General features: G+C 41.6%; 14 protein-coding genes and 1 tRNA gene. 10 read left to right on the top strand and 5 right to left on the bottom strand.

Annotated elements, in window-relative coordinates:
• Positions 1-460 precede the first annotated feature (460 nt).
• From H1A14_RS15395 to amaB, 3 genes are all read left to right on the top strand, one after another.
• Positions 461-889 carry an Hsp20/alpha crystallin family protein gene (locus H1A14_RS15395; RefSeq protein WP_194777165.1) on the top strand — a complete coding sequence of 143 codons (429 nt, stop codon included), beginning with the start codon at positions 461-463 and terminating at the stop codon, positions 887-889.
• Between the two features lie 194 nt (positions 890-1,083).
• The gene (locus H1A14_RS15390) at positions 1,084-2,574 is read left to right on the top strand and encodes a S1C family serine protease (RefSeq protein ID WP_194777164.1); all 1,491 of its coding nucleotides are present in this window, start codon (positions 1,084-1,086) and stop codon (positions 2,572-2,574) included.
• A 140-nt stretch (positions 2,575-2,714) separates the two neighbouring features.
• Positions 2,715-4,259 (top strand): L-piperidine-6-carboxylate dehydrogenase, encoded by a 1,545-nt coding sequence (gene amaB, locus H1A14_RS15385; RefSeq protein ID WP_194777163.1) that lies wholly within the window; start codon positions 2,715-2,717, stop codon positions 4,257-4,259.
• 175 nt (positions 4,260-4,434) lie between these two features.
• Here amaB and H1A14_RS15380 read toward each other — a convergent pair.
• Positions 4,435-4,512 (bottom strand) — tRNA-Val (locus tag H1A14_RS15380).
• A gap of 296 nt (positions 4,513-4,808) precedes the next feature.
• Positions 4,809-6,635 carry a TonB-dependent receptor plug domain-containing protein gene (locus H1A14_RS15375; protein ID WP_194777162.1) on the bottom strand — a complete coding sequence of 609 codons (1,827 nt, stop codon included), beginning with the start codon at positions 6,633-6,635 and terminating at the stop codon, positions 4,809-4,811.
• A gap of 503 nt (positions 6,636-7,138) precedes the next feature.
• Here H1A14_RS15375 and H1A14_RS15370 point away from each other — a divergent pair.
• On the top strand, positions 7,139-9,097 hold the full coding sequence (locus H1A14_RS15370; RefSeq protein ID WP_194777161.1) for a M1 family metallopeptidase: 1,959 nt from the start codon (positions 7,139-7,141) through the stop codon (positions 9,095-9,097).
• Between the two features lie 42 nt (positions 9,098-9,139).
• Here H1A14_RS15370 and H1A14_RS15365 read toward each other — a convergent pair whose 3' ends face one another.
• Positions 9,140-9,586 (bottom strand): VOC family protein, encoded by a 447-nt coding sequence (locus tag H1A14_RS15365; RefSeq protein WP_194777160.1) that lies wholly within the window; start codon positions 9,584-9,586, stop codon positions 9,140-9,142.
• Positions 9,587-9,730: 144 nt separating this feature from the next.
• A complete protein-coding gene (locus H1A14_RS15360) occupies positions 9,731-11,359 on the bottom strand; it encodes a S41 family peptidase (RefSeq protein WP_194777159.1) in 1,629 nt (542 codons plus the stop codon).
• Positions 11,360-11,523: 164 nt separating this feature from the next.
• Between H1A14_RS15360 and H1A14_RS15355 the strand changes: the two genes are divergently transcribed.
• Genes H1A14_RS15355 through H1A14_RS15340 form a run of 4 tightly spaced genes read left to right on the top strand, consistent with a single transcriptional unit; the run spans position 11,524 to position 14,080 of the window.
• Positions 11,524-12,282, top strand: a complete 759-nt coding sequence (locus H1A14_RS15355; protein WP_194777158.1) for a hemerythrin domain-containing protein — start codon at positions 11,524-11,526, stop codon at positions 12,280-12,282.
• A gap of 1 nt (position 12,283) precedes the next feature.
• Complete coding sequence (gene ruvX, locus H1A14_RS15350; RefSeq protein ID WP_194777157.1) at positions 12,284-12,697, top strand: Holliday junction resolvase RuvX; 414 nt, start codon at positions 12,284-12,286, stop codon at positions 12,695-12,697.
• Positions 12,694-13,248, top strand: coding sequence for a peptide deformylase (def, locus tag H1A14_RS15345; RefSeq protein ID WP_194777156.1), 555 nt, complete (start codon positions 12,694-12,696; stop codon positions 13,246-13,248). Before ruvX ends, def begins: the two co-directional genes overlap by 4 nt.
• Before the next feature lie 37 nt (positions 13,249-13,285).
• Positions 13,286-14,080 (top strand): amidohydrolase, encoded by a 795-nt coding sequence (locus H1A14_RS15340; protein WP_194777155.1) that lies wholly within the window; start codon positions 13,286-13,288, stop codon positions 14,078-14,080.
• A gap of 29 nt (positions 14,081-14,109) precedes the next feature.
• Here the strand turns inward: H1A14_RS15340 and H1A14_RS15335 are convergent, their stop codons facing one another.
• Positions 14,110-16,233, bottom strand: a complete 2,124-nt coding sequence (locus H1A14_RS15335; RefSeq protein WP_194777154.1) for a T9SS type A sorting domain-containing protein — start codon at positions 16,231-16,233, stop codon at positions 14,110-14,112.
• A 92-nt stretch (positions 16,234-16,325) separates the two neighbouring features.
• Between H1A14_RS15335 and H1A14_RS15330 the strand changes: the two genes are divergently transcribed.
• Both H1A14_RS15330 and H1A14_RS15325 read left to right on the top strand, forming a co-directional pair.
• Complete coding sequence (locus H1A14_RS15330) at positions 16,326-17,618, top strand: UDP-N-acetylmuramoyl-tripeptide--D-alanyl-D-alanine ligase (RefSeq protein WP_194777153.1); 1,293 nt, start codon at positions 16,326-16,328, stop codon at positions 17,616-17,618.
• Positions 17,619-17,690: 72 nt separating this feature from the next.
• Positions 17,691-18,374, top strand: coding sequence for a DUF2461 domain-containing protein (locus H1A14_RS15325; RefSeq protein WP_194777152.1), 684 nt, complete (start codon positions 17,691-17,693; stop codon positions 18,372-18,374).
• The last annotated feature ends 43 nt before the right edge of the window (positions 18,375-18,417 follow it).

Below are 18,417 nucleotides of genomic sequence, written 5' to 3'. Positions count from 1 at the left end.
AATGTAAAGAAGAGAGGAAAAGATTAATTTTCCTCTCTTCTTTTTTTAGATTTTTTAACCTCTTCACTGTTTTTTCTGCGACGCCCTCTCCACACCAAAAACAAGATGATGATCAACAGAGGCATACCCACATATAAAAAATAATCAAATGGAGTCTCAAATTGAATAGGACCAGTTCCCCGGGGTATATCTCTTGGAATTTGAGCAAGTAGGGGATAAGAGAACAACCAGAGGAAAACCGCACTGAAAATTCTTAAAATGGATTGGGAAGTCATGGCAATAAATTTAGGTAAGTGGTCAATTCAACACATTTATAACAATAAAAATCGATTAAGAAAATGTCATAATGACGTAAATATAATAAAAAATCATCAAATAGTGACAAAAAGACATAATTTTTAGAATGGTATAAAATTTATGAATGTTACTGTGAAGCATTACAAAACTAAATATCAGCAACATGAAACTAATAAGATTTAACCAATTGGAGCCCAATTACCCTACCACATTCAGTGGGTTATTGGACAGGTTCTTCCAAGATTCAATAGGGGTCAGCAAGCAACAGTTTTCTCCAGCAGTAGATATTTCTGAAGATGAGCAACATTATGAAGTTCAACTGGCAGTACCAGGTATGAAAAAGAAAGATTTTCATGTAGAATTGGTCGACGGAAAATTGACTATCTCAGGTGAAAGGAAAATGGAAGAAAAGAAAGAAGGCAAAAATTTCCATTCAGTAGAAACTCACTACGGTTCTTTCAGCAGGTCGTTCTTCTTGCCAGAAGATGTGGATCAGGAAAACCTACAAGCACAATATGAAGATGGCTTGTTGAAAATTAAACTCCCCAAAACGCCCAAAAAAGTTCAAAAGGCCTCCATTGAGGTAAAATAATTTATAAGTGGGGAAACCCACTTATTTTTTTTGGGTTATCTTATTAAACAATTCATTTGCTCTATTGTAAATGTAGGAATCAATCCTTGTTAAAACGTGTTAAATATTTGCTGTTCACTGGTTTTTGGATTGAAAAATGTGAACAGGAAAATATAAATTACGTGAAGTGTATAAGAAACTTAAACCAATTGAAGATGAATAAAAGGCAGTTTTTCCTAAGTATCATTATAGCCTCCCTAATCGGTGGTATCGTAGCTTTAGCTGGGGCCAGTTTTCTGAATAAACAGGATTCAGCAACCAATTTCGCTGAAAAACAGGATACCAGTCTGGTTAACTGGCTCAGTGACGAGAAATTCAATGTACCAGATGGGATCAACTTTGTTGCTTCCGCAGAATTGGTTACTCCCGCAGTAGTCCATGTCAGGAGCACGGTAACCATGAATCAGGGTGATGCCCGGAGCTTTGATTTGGAAGAATTGTTTGGGTTCAGGTCACCCGATCAAAGGCAAATGCCCAGGAGGGAAGGAAGAAGTTCAGGTTCGGGCGTGATCATCAGTTCCGACGGCTATATTGTGACCAATAACCACGTTATTGAGAATTCTACCAAAGTAGACATTACGCTTGAGGACAACCGTAGGTACACTGCCAGGGTTGTGGGAACAGATCCCACAACTGATTTAGCATTATTAAAAATAGAAGCTTCCAATCTTCCTTTTGTAGCTTTTGGGGATTCCGACCAAACCAAAATCGGAGAATGGGTATTGGCCGTGGGTAATCCCTTTGATCTTTATTCTACCGTGACAGCAGGAATTATCAGTGCTAAAGCAAGAAATATCAATATCCTCAGAGATGAAGTAAATAATTTACAAATCGAGTCCTTTCTTCAGACCGATGCTGTGGTAAACCCCGGTAACTCCGGTGGTGCCTTGGTAAATTTAGCTGGTGAATTGATAGGAATAAACACTGCCATTGCTTCAAGAACCGGAACATTTAACGGTTACGCTTTTGCCATTCCAAGTTCGATCGTCAAAAAAGTCATGGATGATCTGCTGGAATACGGTACGGTGCAAAGAGGCCTATTGGGTGTGCAGATCAGAGATGTGAGCCCCGAACTTGAAGAGTACGTGGAGTCAAAAATAAAAGCCAGCAGAGGTGTCTATATTATGGAGGTCAATGAAGGTAGTGGTGGAGAAGCTGCGGGCCTGAAAAAGGGAGATGTAATCGTAGGCATAGATGGTGTTGAAACTTATACGACCTCTAAATTACAGGAGATGGTGGCCAGAAAACGACCTGGAGATAAGGTAGATGTGAAGTACCTGAGAGATGGCAAGGAAATGAATACCACTGCCACTTTGAAGAACATCTCCGGTGATACCAAAATAGTCAGAAAAGAATTGCCTAAAACTGCCTCTTTTGAAGATGTGATGTTTGAAGATGTCAATCCGTCTGTAAAAGAAAGGTTGAAGTTGGATGGTGGTGCAGTGATCATTTCCTTGGGCAATGAGGCTTGGAAGGAAGCCGGCGCAAGGGAAGGATTTATCATCAAATACATCAATAGGTCTAAAATAGAAAGTGCTGATCAGCTGATCAAAGTGCTGGAAAAAAATAAAGGGGAAGAGGTGATGGTCCTGGGTGTATTCCCAAATGGACAACAATCATACTTCGAATTAAAATTACAAAAATAGAATTAGGTTGGTTTTAATTATGGTTCAAGGGCTGTCTGTTTCAGGCAGCCTTTTTTTTATGCGATTTTATTGAAGGCTAAATTTTCTACTCCTTTATTTCTTCTTAGTTTTGATTTTATAAACCTTCAAATTATAAACCCATGTCAAACGATTTTGGAATAGAGACTGTATTAAAGCGATTGGGAATCGAGGAGACCAATAAAGGCACTTCCACAGGTTCCGAATGGATGGATACAGGGGCAGATTACATCACTTCATTCTCACCTGTTGATGGAAAACCGATCGGAAAAGTTCAGGTAACCCATCGGCAAGCTTATGAGGCAGTGATAGGAAAAGCCGAGGAAGCTTTTAAAGTATGGAGAAAAATGCCTGCGCCTGCAAGAGGTGAAGTTGTCCGCCAAATTGGAAATGCCCTTCGGGATCGAAAAGAAGATCTCGGTAAGCTGGTGTCCTACGAAATGGGGAAATCCTATCAAGAAGGATTGGGCGAGGTTCAGGAAATGATTGATATCTGCGATTTTGCAGTGGGTTTATCCCGTCAATTGTATGGGTTGACCATGCACTCAGAGCGGCCCGGACATAGAATGTATGAGCAATGGCACCCTTTGGGGATTGTAGGAATTATCTCTGCCTTCAACTTTCCGGTGGCTGTGTGGTCCTGGAATACGATGTTGGCATGGGTATGTGGTGATGTCTGTGTCTGGAAACCATCTGAAAAGGCACCCATTTCAGCCTTGGCCTGTCAGTACATTGCGGCTGAGGTTTTCAAATCCAATGGATTGCCTGAAGGGATTTCCAGCTTGGTCAACGGGGATTATAAGGTAGGTGAATATCTTTCTAAAGACGGAAGAGTACCCTTGGTTTCCGCTACAGGCTCTACCAGAATGGGTAAAAAAGTCGGTGAAGCTGTAGGTGCCAGATTGGGGAGATCCTTGTTGGAGCTTGGAGGTAACAATGCCATTATCATAACAGAAAATGCTGATTTGGACATTGCCATCCGAGGCGCCTTATTCGGGGCAGTTGGAACGGCAGGCCAAAGGTGCACTTCAACCCGGAGACTGATTGTTCACAAGTCGGTATTTGGGGTGGTTAAAGAAAGATTGGCTTCTGCCTATGGAAAGTTGGTAATCGGCAATCCGCTTGATGAAAAAAACCATGTTGGGCCATTAATTGATAAGGATGCCGTAGAAATGTATTTGAAAGCCATAGACAAGGTCAAGCAAGAAGGGGGTAAAGAAATCGTGGAAGGTGGTGTTTTGAGTGGCAGTGGGTATGCGTCAGGATGCTATGTGAAGCCATGTATCTTTGAGGCAGAAAACCATTTTGAAATCGTTCAGCATGAAACCTTTGCGCCCATACTTTACCTTATTCCTTACGAAGATTTGGATGAGGCCATAGCTTACCACAATGGTGTTCCGCAGGGGTTGTCTTCGGCCATCATGACCACCAATATGAGAGAGGCTGAGCAGTTTTTATCTGCAGCCGGATCTGACTGTGGGATTGCCAATGTCAACATCGGTACCTCAGGGGCTGAAATCGGTGGCGCTTTTGGCGGGGAAAAAGAAACCGGAGGGGGCCGTGAGTCTGGTTCGGATTCATGGAAGGCCTACATGAGAAGGCAAACCAACACCATTAATTACTCGACTCAATTGCCCTTGGCACAAGGAATAAAATTTGATATTTAAATCAGAAATTCTGGAGGTACTGGCACATCTTTCTTCCAGGGTATTTCCCACAAAGTTAAGAAGACTTATGAAGTTTATCTTTAAAGAAAAGTTAAAAGAAACTCCAGTAAGGTGATTTAGTATCATAAAGTTTTGAATCAAAAAATGAAAAAAGGGCCTTAAAAAGGCCCTTTTTTGGTGGGAGTTGAGGGATTCGAACCCCCGACCCTCTGCTTGTAAGGCAGATGCTCTGAACCAGCTGAGCTAAACTCCCAAATATATTCCCAATCTTCTATGGCTGAATGGGAATGCAAAGATAGATTTTATTTTATTCGCTGCAAATTTTAAGTATCAAAAAATAATATGAATGCAGATAACCTATTGATTATGAATTTGAAAATCGCATCCATACCATTCTAATTGTTATCTCGAATGCAAACTGAAGGTACAGATTTGATTTAACAACTAGATAATCCCATACCCGCTTGCATCAGGGAAGTTTCCTTCAGAAACCTAATCCTTTTGAAATCAATATAAAATAACACTGGAGGATGGAAGGAAAGCTTATGTTTAAAATACTTTAAAGTTAATCCCTGCCCTGAACCACCTCCCAGGCATTTGCACATAGCCGGCTTCAATGTAATCCGTATTGGTGATGTTACTGGCCTCAGCAAAGAAACCAAGCTTGGCCAATCGGTTATAATCTACCCGCATATCCAGTAAAAAGTAGGGGTCCAAGGTCTCTCTTTCCACATAACGCAACTTGGTGTTCCATTCTAATTTCTTGGCAACAGCCATTTGAATTCCGCCGATCAGTTGGTGTCTAAGGGCATTCAATGCATAATTCGTTTGCAGACCTTCCTGCTCTATCAGATTGGTATCGATGTAGTTGTATGAAAAGTTGAGTTCGCTGAACTGGATTTTTTGATTGGTAGTGGGTAATCTATAATTGATGGCAAATTCAAGCCCTTGAAACAAAACCTCGTTGAAATTCTGGGGTTGCCAAGGAGTTTCTTCATTGGGTCGGGTCCATTCTATTAGATTCTGAGTATAGCGATTGAAATAAACCAGCTCAATTCTAAATTGCTGATGGTTGATTTTGACGCCAGCCTCATAATTTCTGGCCTGTTCCGGTACCAATTCATCGTTTCCAATGTTGGTAGGCCCATTGTAATATAGATCGGTGTAGGTGGGAATTCTAAAGCTGATGCCATAATTCGCATACAATCTCGTGACCTTACTCAACTGATAGCCTAGTTCCGCACCCGGAAAATGTTTCCATCCGTATTCAGAATAGTAGTTTGAATATACCCCCGCTCTAAAATCGGCTTTGTCCAAAAATTCTACCCTGTGTTCGGCGAAAGCTCCCAGCAAAGTCCTATCTCTTTCTCCTAAATTATTGCTGTCAATCATTTCTTTTCGTCCCTCCAAACCCAATCCTGAGGTACCGAATTTTGATTCTATCCGGCTGTTGAATTCCAATGCCAATACATCAGTGGTATGTATATTCTGGAAAAATGCTGGTTCATTTCTCCTCAATCTGAACTCATCTTCATTCCTTCGCCAATAGGCCCTTGAATTGAGAAAAAAGGTTTGGGTTTCGTAGGTATGGCTCAAGGCGCCAAGATAGGTCTGAATGCTTTCCCATTGGTCAGGAAAAGCACTGGTATAGAATCCGTTCGCCCCAAAAGTGCGGTCAGCATAGGCAGCCATGACTTTAATTTCCTGGGTTTCATTCAAATCCATCCCTGCCTCATAAAATACATTGGTAACTTTGAAATCCGAGTTGTACCAGTGGCCATTGGAAGCATCGTGAGAAAGGGACAGGGTTTGCTTAAATTTACCGACTGGCAAGGCTCCCATAAATCCATAACCCCGCATGCCAAAATCTCCCCCATAGGCTTGGATTTGCAGCGCTTTTTCTTCCGGTAGGGAGGTGATGACATTAATGGCGCCAGTATAGGCATTTTGACCAAAAATTCTGGATCCAGGACCTTTCAAGACCTCCACTTGCTGTATACTGGCTAAGGGTACCGGAATGTTCATCATATGGTGCCCTGTTTGGGGATCAGACAGTTTTATGCCATTGACCAACATCAAGGTCTGTTCAAATGAACCACCCCTTATGCCTATATCCGCCTGCACACCAGCAATTCCCCTTTGCCTGACATCTAAACCGGGAGTAAATGCCAAAATCTCCTGAAGACTTCTGGCAGGAGTTGTTTCTATCTCCTTCCTATTGATGACACTGATATTTCTTGAAACCTTATTGAAGGGAATGGCCATTCTGTTTTCCTGAATGATCACCTCATCCAGCTGTACGAGGGTACTGTCCTGATGGGCAACAGCGATGTGAAAAAGAAGGATCTGAGAAAAAGCAAGTAATGTTATCTTCATAAATTATTCCTGTTCTGCTGTACAAAATAAAGAGGGATTTTTGGATTTAGCCTCTTTTCATTTGATATTTTCAGATGGTCTGATTTCAGACACCATAAATTTTATTGACAATTAATTGGTTATCCGCTTCTTTGCCAGTAACCCAATATTCTTCTTCATATGGGTTGTAAGTCCGAAGTCGGAGGTCCCTTGCCCGGTCAGGCAGGGAGGTACCGGAAATTCAGATAGCAGGCGAGAATTATATTGAATAACCATTTTACAGGCATCATTGCGTACATACCTGGACAATAATTTCAAATTGTTGCATTTTATGCCGGCTGTTTAAAAAGCCAATTTATTTCCATTTAATGAAGTTTTCCACATTAAGGGAGTTTTTCCCAATCAAATGAAATGCATGGTATTCCCTAATTATTTGGCAAGCGGTCATAAATTTATGCCGTAAAAACCGATTCTATAACTAGGTTCCTTATTTTAGCGTTCTATTTCCATATTTAAACACAACTATGAATAATACAATTAAAATTCTTTTTTCATTGGTTTTTCTAATTGCCTCTTTCCACTCACATGGTCAGGAAGCCATTGGAAACAATCAAAGCCAGTTTGATGAATTTACTTATCGCCAAGGATCAGCCTTTAGGTCAGCAAGTGGAAAACCGGGACCCAGCTATTGGCAAAATGGAGCCAATTATGTCGTAGAAGTCAGTTTGGACGATGAGGCCCATACACTTTCCGGTAAAGTCACCATGACCTACATTAACAATAGTCCCGAAGCTTTGGATTTTGTTTGGATGTACCTGGAGCAAAACCGATTTACAGATGATTCAAGAGGCACTTTGACAACGCCCATTCAGGGCAATAGGTACAGCGGAGACCAAGATGGTGGATATGAGATCTCCAATGTGCAGGCTAAAGTAGGCCGTAGAGGCAATGTGTCCAACAAATACCTTATTTCTGATACCCGCATGCAGGTTTTCTTAGATGAGCCTTTACCTCCAAATGGTGGACAAGTTACCATTTCAATGGATTTCTCTTTCAAGATTCCCGAAAAAGGTATGGATCGCATGGGAAGACTTGAAGTGGCTGATGGAACCATTTATGCTTTGGCACAGTGGTATCCCAAGGCGGCTGTTTTTGATGACGTGACTGGGTGGAATATTGAACCTTATCTTGGTGCAGGAGAATTTTACCTTGGATACGGAGATTTTGAATACAAAGTGACGGTTCCCTACGACCACATCGTAGTAGGGTCCGGAGAATTGATGAATCCGGGACAGGTTCTAACCAGAGAACAGCAGAACAGAATGAAAAAAGCTCAGGAGAGTGAGGAAAGGGTCTATCTGATCAGTCCTGAAGAAGTTAACGATCCAGCTGTGACCAGACCAAAGCAAGAGGGAACACTTACCTGGCATTTTAAAATACAAAATGCACGGGACATGGCATTTGCTTCTTCCAAGGCCTTTATTTGGGATGCAGCAAATATCAATTTGCCCAGTGGGAAAAAGGCCATGGCGCAATCTGTTTACCCCAAAGAAAGTGATGGTCAGGAAGCATGGGGAAGATCCACCGAATACAGCAAAGCTTCCATAGAACATTATTCCGCCAAGTGGTATGAATACCCCTATCCTGTAGCGGTCAATGTAGCGGCTGACATTGGCGGAATGGAGTACCCAGGGCTCAATTTTTGCAGTTACAACAGTAAAGGAGCAGGATTGTGGAATGTCACCGACCATGAGTTTGGACACAATTGGTTCCCCATGATTGTAGGCACCAACGAGCGACGCTATGCCTGGATGGATGAAGGGTTCAACACTTTTATCAACCATTACAGCACGCTGGAATTCAATGAGAGGGAATACAGTTCCACTTTAAATCAGACCAGGAGGTTTGTAGGTTGGCTGACTGATAAAAACAGGGAAGGCATCGATACTTATCCTGATGTGGCTTCTTCGAGGAATTTGGGCATGATCGCTTATATGAAGCCGGCCATGGGCCTAATCATGCTGAGGGAATATATTTTGGGTGAAGAGCGATTTGATAATGCTTTTCGCTCCTACATCAAAACATGGGCATTTAAACACCCTCAACCCAATGATTTTTTCAATCATATCGAAAATGTGGCTGGGGAAAATTTATCCTGGTTTTGGAAAAGCTGGTTTTATGGCACGGGAAACATTGATTTAGCCATTGATGCGGTGTACCCTTATGGGGCCAACTACATTGTGGTGTTATCGAATAGGGGAGACATACCGATGCCGGTATTGTTGGAAGTGACTTATGAAGATGGCAGTACTGAAAGAAGAAGCATACCAGTCGAAATCTGGCAAAGAGGCAACCAATGGAATCACCTCCTAAAAGTGGATAAAAAAGTCACTAAAGTGGAAATAGATCCTGATAAAGTAATCGCTGATGTCAACATTGCCAATGACAAATGGCCTTCTGAGGTATATAAAAGCGAAGAATAAACCTTAATAAGTAAGCCTCCTGAATTCAATCAGGGGGCTTTTTTAATGAAAGTCATCATTGATCTCAAGCCAATAACCATCCGGATCCCTCACATAAATCTGACGGATTCCATCTGGTCTAACATTGATGGACCCTACTTCGCCTGGCCAATCCTCAAAAGGAATATTAGCTTTTCCCAGTTTTTCAATGAAACCATCCAAGTCCTTCATGCTAAAACAAAGGTGGTTGATCTTGTTGATGGTAGGTTGAACCCAGGGATTTTTGTCGTCTTCAATCAAGTGAAGCGAAGCACCTGTACCTATACTGAACCAGGCATGCAGGTTGTCTTTGAATGGCTCTTCTATTTCTTCCAAACCTAGGACAGAACGGTAGAAGTCCGCACTTTTTTTCAGGTCCTCTACATAGACTGCGATGTGGTTGATTTGGGTTTGGCTGTAGGCATTCATGCTGAATAGAAGGATTAAGATAAGCAGTAAGGGAGTTTTCATGGGTTTTGGGTTTGTGAACCACATAAACTTACCATAAATACAAATCCTAAACAAGTTCATGTATTCCAACCGGGTTTATATAAAAAAAACACCATGGAATTTCTTTCAAAAGACCATGGTGTAAGGGATGAAGAGGATAATCGATTAATTGGAGAAGGCCAATTTTTCAGCTTCATCAAATAAGAACAGTGCTTGTTGATAAACCTCATTGATGTCATTGATGACTTTATAAAAACCATTATCATCATAGAGATTTCTAGCCATGTGGGCTTTGATCAGAATCTTTAAGTACTCCTTAGATTTTTTATAATCCGAATCACTGAAATTTACTTTATTTTTTTCTCCTATCTTGATGAGTTCTTGCAGCATTTTATCAGAAACCTGATAGTTGCTATAATAATCTTCAAAGCTCATGTCTTTGAACTTGCTTTTGTTGTTGTCAAGATAGTCGAGAATAAACTCCCGTGACGAATCTGTACCGAAAAGCCTGTTGACATATCCACTTGTCATAGAAGTGTCCATAGGGACAAAGTAATCCGGCATAATGCCTCCGCCACCGTAAACGGTTCTACCTTTTACGGTTTCATATTTTAAGCTGTCATTGAATTTGACACTATCGGCACTGAAGAATTCTCCGTGCTCATACCGGTCCATCCAATCCATGTTATAATTGGTTTCTGCACCACCATAGGGCTTCTGAATGGAACGGCCGGAAGGGGTGAAATAACGGGCTATCGTCAATCTCAGTTCAGCACCATCTGATAGATCAATAGGCATTTGTACCAATCCTTTTCCAAACGACCTTCGGCCCACGATAAGCCCTCGGTCATTGTCCTGAATGGCACCTGCTACTATTTCTGAGGCAGAAGCACTGCCTTCGTTGATCAAGACGATTACACTGCCTTCCTCAAATTGGCCAGGCCGCATGGCAAGGGCTTTTTGATTGTATCTTTTGACTTTTCCTTCTTGGGATACGATTACTGCATTATCTGAAAGAATTTCATCAGCGATATTGATGGCCGCGCCCATATAACCTCCCGGATTGCCCTGCAAGTCAATGATCAGCTTGGTCATTCCTTGCTCTTTTAATTCGGTAAGAGATTTCTTGAATTCCTCATGGGTGGTGGCTGCAAAACGGGTGATTTTGACATAGCCAATTTCGTCCGAAATCATGTAAGAAGCATTGATGCTATATTGTGGAATTTTATCTCTTGTGATGGCAAAGTCCATCAAATCGCCTTGGTTTTTTCTTTTGATGGCCACATTGACCACAGAACCTTTTGGACCTCTCAACAAACCGAAAACATCTCTGTTGGTCACGCCAGTGCCAGCTACATTTTTTCCGTCTACACTGATGATCTGATCCCCAGACTGAATGCCAAGCTTTTCTGACGGCCCACCGGTAAGGGGTGCGACTACGTAAATGGTGTCTCTCAGAATGCCGAACTCCACACCAATGCCATCAAACTCTCCTTCCAACTGGGACTGAGCCAGCTCCGCATCTTTAGCAGGTATGTAACTGGAATGGGGATCCAACCTTTCCAACATGCTTTCTATGCCATGTTCCACCAATTCATTGGTGTTGACACTGTCTACATAGTCTCTATTGATATAGGTGATGATTTCCTGTAATTTATAGATGGCTGCTTTAAGGTCGTTCCTATCTGATTTAGGCTCGGCAAAATTAGCTCCTATCAAGATTCCCGCAGAAATGGCTAAGGCCAAAAAGATAGGTAACCTAATTTGTGCTTTTGTATTTCTTTCTTCGCTCACAATTATCTTGGTTTTTATTAAAAGACATTCATTTGGTCTTGGGAAATTATCCAAATATACAATTTAACATTGTTTTAAGCTATTTCGTTTTCATTAACGTAATAAATTAAAATATGATGAATTAATCCGCCCTTTTTTATCTTAAAATGGGTAATTTTGTATTCATGGAAAAGGTAGGAAACAGAGGCAAAACCACCATAGGCGCTTTAGTAGAGGAGAACTATGTATTCGCCGCTGTACTACATTATTTTGGTATTTCCTTTTATCAATACGAACAGAATTCCCTCAATGAAGTTTGTGCCAAGCATAAGGTAAATCCCATACAACTCATACAGGAACTGGATTCTTGGGCTAGAAAAGAGGAACCCACTTCCGAAGACCTCTACCTTCATCCCATCGAAATCTTGGTGGAATATCTGAAAAACAAGCATTTTTATTTTGTTAGACAAGAGCTTCCTTTTATATCCAACATGATCAACGGGATTGATTTAGGTTCTGAATACCGTGAATTGTTAAATGATCTTAAAATCATGTTTCCCTTGTTTGTGGATGACTTTATCCATCACATTCATGAAGAAGAAAACACTCTTTTCAAGCGAATTTATTTGTTGCAGGAAGCTGAAAAAGAACGCCTGCATACCACCGAGACGATTAAGTTATTGGGAAATTCTCCTATTGATGCCATGTCCCAATCCCATGAAGACCATGATGATGAAATGGAAGGCATTCGCAAACTCACAAAAAACTACTATTTGAAGAGAGAAGCCCCCATATCTATCAGAGTGTTATATGATGAGCTCCAAAAGTTTGAAAAAGAGTTGATCACCCACGCCTATATTGAAAATCAACTTTTGTTTCCCAAGGCCAAGGAACTCGAAAGGGAGGTCAAGCGCAAAATTCAGCGAAAAATCAAATGGAATTAGGATGAGTAGGGTTTTGGCCATTGATCTGGGAACCAAAAGAACCGGATTAGCCGTTAGCGATTCATTGCGGATTACGGCCAATCCATTTCAGACCATTCCGACCAAGGACTTGGATCTTTTTCTTAAAAATTATTTTGAAAAAGAAGAGGTAGGAACCATTGTAGTCGGTTATCCCAAATCTTTGGATGGAAAAGACACGCAAATGACTCAACCTACCATTCGGCTGAAAGAAAAACTGGCAAAAGCCTATCCGGATAAAAAGGTGGTCCTTGTTGATGAACGTTTTACTTCAAAAATGGCGATGCAGTCCATGATAGCCATGGGAAGCAAGAAAAAAGACAGAATGGAAAAGGCAGGGAATTTGGATAAGGTAAGTGCCGCCATCATTTTAAGAACCTATTTAGATCAATTATGATTTACCCGATTGTTGCCTATGGCAATCCCATATTAAAAAGAGAAGCAGAAGAAATCAATGAAGGGGAAGACATCAAGGAATTGATTAAGGACATGTTCAGCACCATGGATAATGCCAGCGGTGTAGGGCTTGCCGCTCCTCAAATCAATAAAGGTATTCGTCTTTTTGTAATTGACAGCACCTTGATGGTGGATGAATCCGATGAGGAGAAAGGGATGAGAAAAGTCTTTATCAATCCTATTATTTTAGATGAATATGGCGATGATTACAGCTTTGAGGAGGGTTGTCTAAGCATTCCGGAATTGCGGGCTGAAATCATCAGGCCTGAAAAACTCACTTTGGAATATTTTGATGAAAATTGGAATCTGAAAGAGGAGGAATTTACAGGGTTGACAGCCAGGGTAATTCAACATGAATATGACCATCTGGAAGGGATACTTTTTGTAGATTACCTCAAAGGACTTAAAAGAAGAATGGTCAAAAGTAAATTGCTGGATATCAGCAAAGGCAAAATAGCCACAGATTACAGGATGATATATCCAGTCAAATGACTTTTTATCTACGACTTGAAACAAGAACGACAGTACAGTGGAAGATCTTCAGATCGCATTAGTGCAAACTGACCTGCATTGGCAGGATAAATCGGCTAATCTGGCCATGTTGGAAGAAAAGCTCTGGTCAAATCAAACCAAAGCGGACCTTATCATTTTGCCTGAAATGTTTCCCACTGGTTTTACTATGGAAGTGGAAACTATGGGCGAACCCATGAATTTCAACACCACGAAATGGATGCAACAAATGGCCTCCCAATTCAAAGCCGTGGTAACAGGAAGTGTAATCATCAAGGAAAACGGGGCATACTATAACCGCCTGCTATGGGTGACACCGGAAGGTACTGTTTCGCATTACGATAAGAGGCACCTGTTTCGGATGGCCCAGGAAGATGCCTACTTCGATATGGGAATGAAAAACCAAATCGTCAAACTGAAAGGATGGAACATATTGATGCAGGTCTGTTATGATTTACGTTTTCCGGTCTGGTCCAGGAACCATGCGGATGAATCCGGCAACATGGCTTATGACATGGTCTATTATGTGGCATCTTGGCCCGCACCTAGGGCTTCTGCTTGGGATATTTTACTGAAGGCTAGGGCAGTGGAAAACCTTGCCTATGCTATTGGTGTGAACCGAATAGGAACTGACGGCAATGAAGTTCCTTACATTGGCCATTCAGCCGCCTATGATTTTAAAGGAGAAACACTCGCCTTTGCGGATGAAAAAGAAGAAATCTTATCGGTAACCCTAAGTAAGAAAGACCTGAAACGCTACAGGGAAAAATTTCCGGCGTGGAAGGACTCTGACCGTTTCGAATTGAGAACATGATAGACTTTTTGAAAAGCATTCTTTAGGACCTATGGTCTAACGATGATTTTTTTAGCTATCCGCTTGCCACTTTCATCCTGAAGTTGCAAAATATACAGTCCTGGAGAAATCATATGCGTCTGTATCCTAACCTGGGTATTGGCGGGAAAATGCATATTTTCCCTTATTACCTGTCCCATGGCATTGACCAGCCTACCGGTAGCGGTTTCATTACTCACTATGTTTACAGATTCATGAGCGGGATTTGGGTAGACCACCACATTGAGCTCTCCCCCGGGTAAATCACTACCGGAACCCGCCATTTTGAGGTAGTGTAAGCCACCTGCTTTGTTACCCAGAATCAAATCATGAGACTGATTGAATACATCCGGTATATGAGAAATCCATGTATTTCTACCAAATCTGGCAGGTTGATTTTGGCCACTGTTTAACTGAATGGAAACTTCCTGTTTGTTGGCCTGATCCATAAAATTCTTCACCAGAAACAATCTTCCGGTAAGATCAATGCTGTAAAAATCAGGCTTTTCAGAAGGAATTACATGGACATTCAGGTTTCGGTTGGCAGGATTGTCCGAGTACCCCAAAAAATCTCTCTCTAACAATTGGAACTGAGGCTCTTGGCTAAAGTCCACCTCAAACAAAATCAATTCTCCACTTTGCCTGGCTTGAAGCAGATAATCTCGCGAGTTGTAGTTAAATCCCTCCAAATGATCAAACCGACCCAAGTCCATCTCACCTGTGCCAATCTCTTTCAAGTTCTGATAATCCCGATTTCTCGTCCAAAAGAGTCTTCTGGAAGGGATGTTGTTGGCGAATTTTATTCCAGATACTAGGGTTTGTATTTGCCCATTCCAACCTTGAAACTCTTGGAACTGAATATCCAATAAGGCCAGACTCGAAAGGGACAAAAGGTCCTGGTTTTTCAATTCAAAATCTCCATCTCTTAACTCGAAGAGATATACACGACCCAATACGGTATCGGACAGAAAGCTGTTCGCAGCAAGCATCAGCTCTCCAGAAACGCTATTTCCTTGATAAAATGGTCTGGTATTTTCTCCCAAATCCAACATTTCCTGTTGGAGAAAAGCTGGGGAATGAAAGGTATAGCTGCCCATATCTCCTTTATACTGATAAAGGGTCTGCGCAAAATCTATATTCAGGTCACTTCCCATTGCCGAGGCATTGCTACTGATGATCAAGTCGCCATCGATAAGTGAAGCAACATGAAAAATGGGGAACTCCGGTAGAGATCCTAATCCCGGTAGGGCCGTTTCGAATGTTTCAAAAATGGGATTGATATTGTTTCCTGAATTGGGAAGGTAGTAAAGGGTATTGCACTCATCTCTTCCCAACAACAAATCCCTGATGCCGTCCCCGTTAAAATCCTCATAAAGCATGCTGTGCCCTCCTGCATGCTGTATTCTACTTGACTCCTCATAATCCTCTAACCTTCCAAATGGAACGCCAGCACAGGTAATCCCAAATGTGAAAGACCCACAATCACAAAACTCAAACCCACCCCATCTGATTACAGGGGATGCAAATCCATCCATATCCGGCGTTCCTTTTCGTTCTACACTCGTGTTTCGGTAAAACTGAAGGATATCGCCAGTGGCAAAGTTAAAAGTGACAATGTCAAGGTCTCCATCCCCATCAAGATCCACGAGTAGTGGAATATCCAGATTATTGGCTTGGATATTTACTCCGCTGTCCATGCGTAAGAAGGGCTGGGATACTTCCCAGGTGGGTCTAGTGGCTCCGGCTTGGCTGGTATTTCGGTAGGCTTTTATTCCAAAAGGGGTGCTTGTAAAGAGGTCTTTCCTACCATCTCCATCAAAGTCAGCCAAGACAAGAAATCCATTGATGTCTTCAGGAAAAAAATAGGCCAATTCAGGATTGGCCACATAACTTTCACCACTTTTTTCAAAAACCAGCAACATCCTTGCATTGATATCCCAGGTAATAAACTCTTCCAGACCGTTTCCATTGATGTCCATGGTCTGCAGTTGCGCCGCATTGATACCCCCTGCAAAAGGCATTTTGAGGCCCACACCATCTACTGTCATCCTTTTTGTATGGTCAAATCGAAAAGCGGTTTGGGAAAAGGCGCAGAAACTGAACAAAAAAAAGGAAAGGAGCAGCAGGTATTTCATTCAGTACTTTGATTTTTTCTTAAAATTAAACGGATGTTTCCATTCAAAGATTCCGTGGAATGATTTATTTTGGATTTATAAAAATGCTGGGTATGAATATCGATATATTATATAGTCTTTATCTGGAAAGTTCCGGGATATGTACGGATACCCGGAAGCTGGCCAAAGGCAATCTTTTCTTCGCCTTAAAGGGTCCAAATTTCAATGCCAATGATTTTGCTCCAAAGGCTTTGGAATTGGGAGCCATGGGAGTGGTAATCGATGATCCTGCCAGCTTCGTGGAGGACGATCAGCGTTATTTTGTGGTGGAAGATACCTTGAAATCACTTCAGCAATTGGCTCTGCATCACCGGAAGCAACTGAATATTCCTATCATCGGACTTACCGGAAGCAATGGAAAAACCACGACCAAGGAATTGCTGCATGAGGTCTTGAAATGCAAATTCAAAACCGCAGCAACAGTAGGCAACCTTAATAATCACATCGGTGTTCCTTTGACCCTATTGGGAATCGGTAAGGAGGAGGAGATAGCAATCATAGAAATGGGGGCCAACAAGCCGGGCGATATCAAGGAACTTTGTGACATTGCATTGCCTACACATGGATTGATTACCAACATAGGAAAAGCCCACCTTGAAGGGTTTGGAGGCTTTGACGGGGTGTTAAAGACAAAAACGGAATTGTACCAGCACCTCATCGAGCACAATGGGACTGTTTTTATCAATTCTTCTGATCCTGTTTTGTCTCCAATGGCCAAGCGATTTAAGGAGCCTGTGCTGTATTCCAAAAAAGGAGATTTTTACCATTGTGAATTATTGGAAGCGAATCCTATGGTTCGTTTTAAAATCGAATCAGGAAAGGAATTCAGCACACAAATGCTTGGGGCTTATAATTTTGATAACATCGCCACGGCGCTTTGTGTTGGGATGTATTTTGGCATTCCGGAGAATGAAGCTGCTGAGGCTGTCAGTTTGTACCGACCCAGTAACATGAGGTCTCAAATAATCGAAAAAAGGAGCAACCTGATCATCTTGGATGCTTACAATGCCAATCCTTCCAGCATGGAAGTCGCCATCAGAACATTTGGGGAAATGAGCGGTAAAAAACACAAGATGTTGGTTTTGGGCGATATGTTTGAATTAGGAGAATCCGAAGTGGAGGAACATCAAAAGATCGGTGAAATAGTTTCCGAATATGATTTTGACAAAGTTTGTTTTACAGGCAAATTGATCCAACATGCCTTGGTCAAAGCCCCTCGTGCCCTTTATTTTCCAGATCCATTTTCACTCCGAAATTGGTTGCAGGATTCCCGATTGGAAGATCATCTGATCCTGATCAAGGGCAGTAGGGGAATGAAATTGGAAGGACTTTTGGATTTTATCTAAGGTGGTTTAGCCTGTCAATGATTCAAACAATACCTGGAATTAATCGGTTAAAATTCATAAAAGACCAGTACCATGTCACAAAATCAATTCCTCCCCTTCTTACAGGCTTTATCTGATCACAACCACAAAGACTGGATGGACCAAAATAGAAATTGGTATCTTGAGGTCAAAGAGGATTTTTTGAAAGATGTGACCCATTTGTTACAAAACCTGACGGAATTGGAGCCTGACATGATTCATTTAAGGCCCAAGGATTGTATTTTCAGACAAAATCGTGATGTGCGCTTCAGTCCCAACAAAAATCCTTATAAAATAAATTTAGCTGCATATTTTTCGGTAGGAGGGAAAAAATCGGCTGGCCCGGGATACTATCTGCATATTCAGCCGGGGGAAAGTTTTTTAGCTGGAGGAATTTGGATGCCGGATGCAGAAACTTTAAAGAGGATCCGTCAGGAAATTGATTATTTAGGGTCTGATTTAATCAACATACTTGAGGAACCTGATTTTAAATCGACATTTGATTCTCTGGAAGGGGAGCAATTGAAAACTTCCCCGAGAGACTATCCTGCAGACCATCCTTTTATAGCGTTGTTGAGATACAAAAGTTTTATAGTTTCTCAGCCCTTGTCGGATGAAGAAATAAAAAGTGGAAAGTATAAAGAAAAAACCTTGGCTTCATTTAAAAAAATGAAACCTTTTCAGGATTTTTTGGGTAGGGCAATTGAAGAAGTAGAGGGGGGCGAAAACATCCTTTAGGACAAAAAAAAGGAGGTTGACTTCAACCTCCTTTTTGTTATGT

This window comes from Pararhodonellum marinum, assembly GCF_015354735.1.
In the GTDB taxonomy this organism is placed as follows: domain Bacteria; phylum Bacteroidota; class Bacteroidia; order Cytophagales; family Cyclobacteriaceae; genus Pararhodonellum; species Pararhodonellum marinum.
This window is presented reverse-complemented; position numbering and strand designations above follow the sequence as displayed.

What these genes read in the sequence shown, in the direction of transcription:
- amaB (WP_194777163.1), top strand. Translation starts at nt 2,715, where the DNA reads ATGTCAAACGATTTTGGAATAGAGACTGTATTAAAGCGATTGGGAATC.
- def (WP_194777156.1), top strand. Translation starts at nt 12,694, where the DNA reads ATGATTTACCCGATTGTTGCCTATGGCAATCCCATATTAAAAAGAGAA.
- H1A14_RS15330 (WP_194777153.1), top strand. Translation starts at nt 16,326, where the DNA reads ATGAATATCGATATATTATATAGTCTTTATCTGGAAAGTTCCGGGATA.
- H1A14_RS15370 (WP_194777161.1), top strand. Translation starts at nt 7,139, where the DNA reads ATGAATAATACAATTAAAATTCTTTTTTCATTGGTTTTTCTAATTGCC.
- H1A14_RS15325 (WP_194777152.1), top strand. Translation starts at nt 17,691, where the DNA reads ATGTCACAAAATCAATTCCTCCCCTTCTTACAGGCTTTATCTGATCAC.
- H1A14_RS15375 (WP_194777162.1), bottom strand. Translation starts at nt 6,635, where the DNA reads ATGAAGATAACATTACTTGCTTTTTCTCAGATCCTTCTTTTTCACATC.
- H1A14_RS15355 (WP_194777158.1), top strand. Translation starts at nt 11,524, where the DNA reads ATGGAAAAGGTAGGAAACAGAGGCAAAACCACCATAGGCGCTTTAGTA.
- H1A14_RS15390 (WP_194777164.1), top strand. Translation starts at nt 1,084, where the DNA reads ATGAATAAAAGGCAGTTTTTCCTAAGTATCATTATAGCCTCCCTAATC.
- ruvX (WP_194777157.1), top strand. Translation starts at nt 12,284, where the DNA reads ATGAGTAGGGTTTTGGCCATTGATCTGGGAACCAAAAGAACCGGATTA.
- H1A14_RS15335 (WP_194777154.1), bottom strand. Translation starts at nt 16,233, where the DNA reads ATGAAATACCTGCTGCTCCTTTCCTTTTTTTTGTTCAGTTTCTGCGCC.
- H1A14_RS15365 (WP_194777160.1), bottom strand. Translation starts at nt 9,586, where the DNA reads ATGAAAACTCCCTTACTGCTTATCTTAATCCTTCTATTCAGCATGAAT.
- H1A14_RS15395 (WP_194777165.1), top strand. Translation starts at nt 461, where the DNA reads ATGAAACTAATAAGATTTAACCAATTGGAGCCCAATTACCCTACCACA.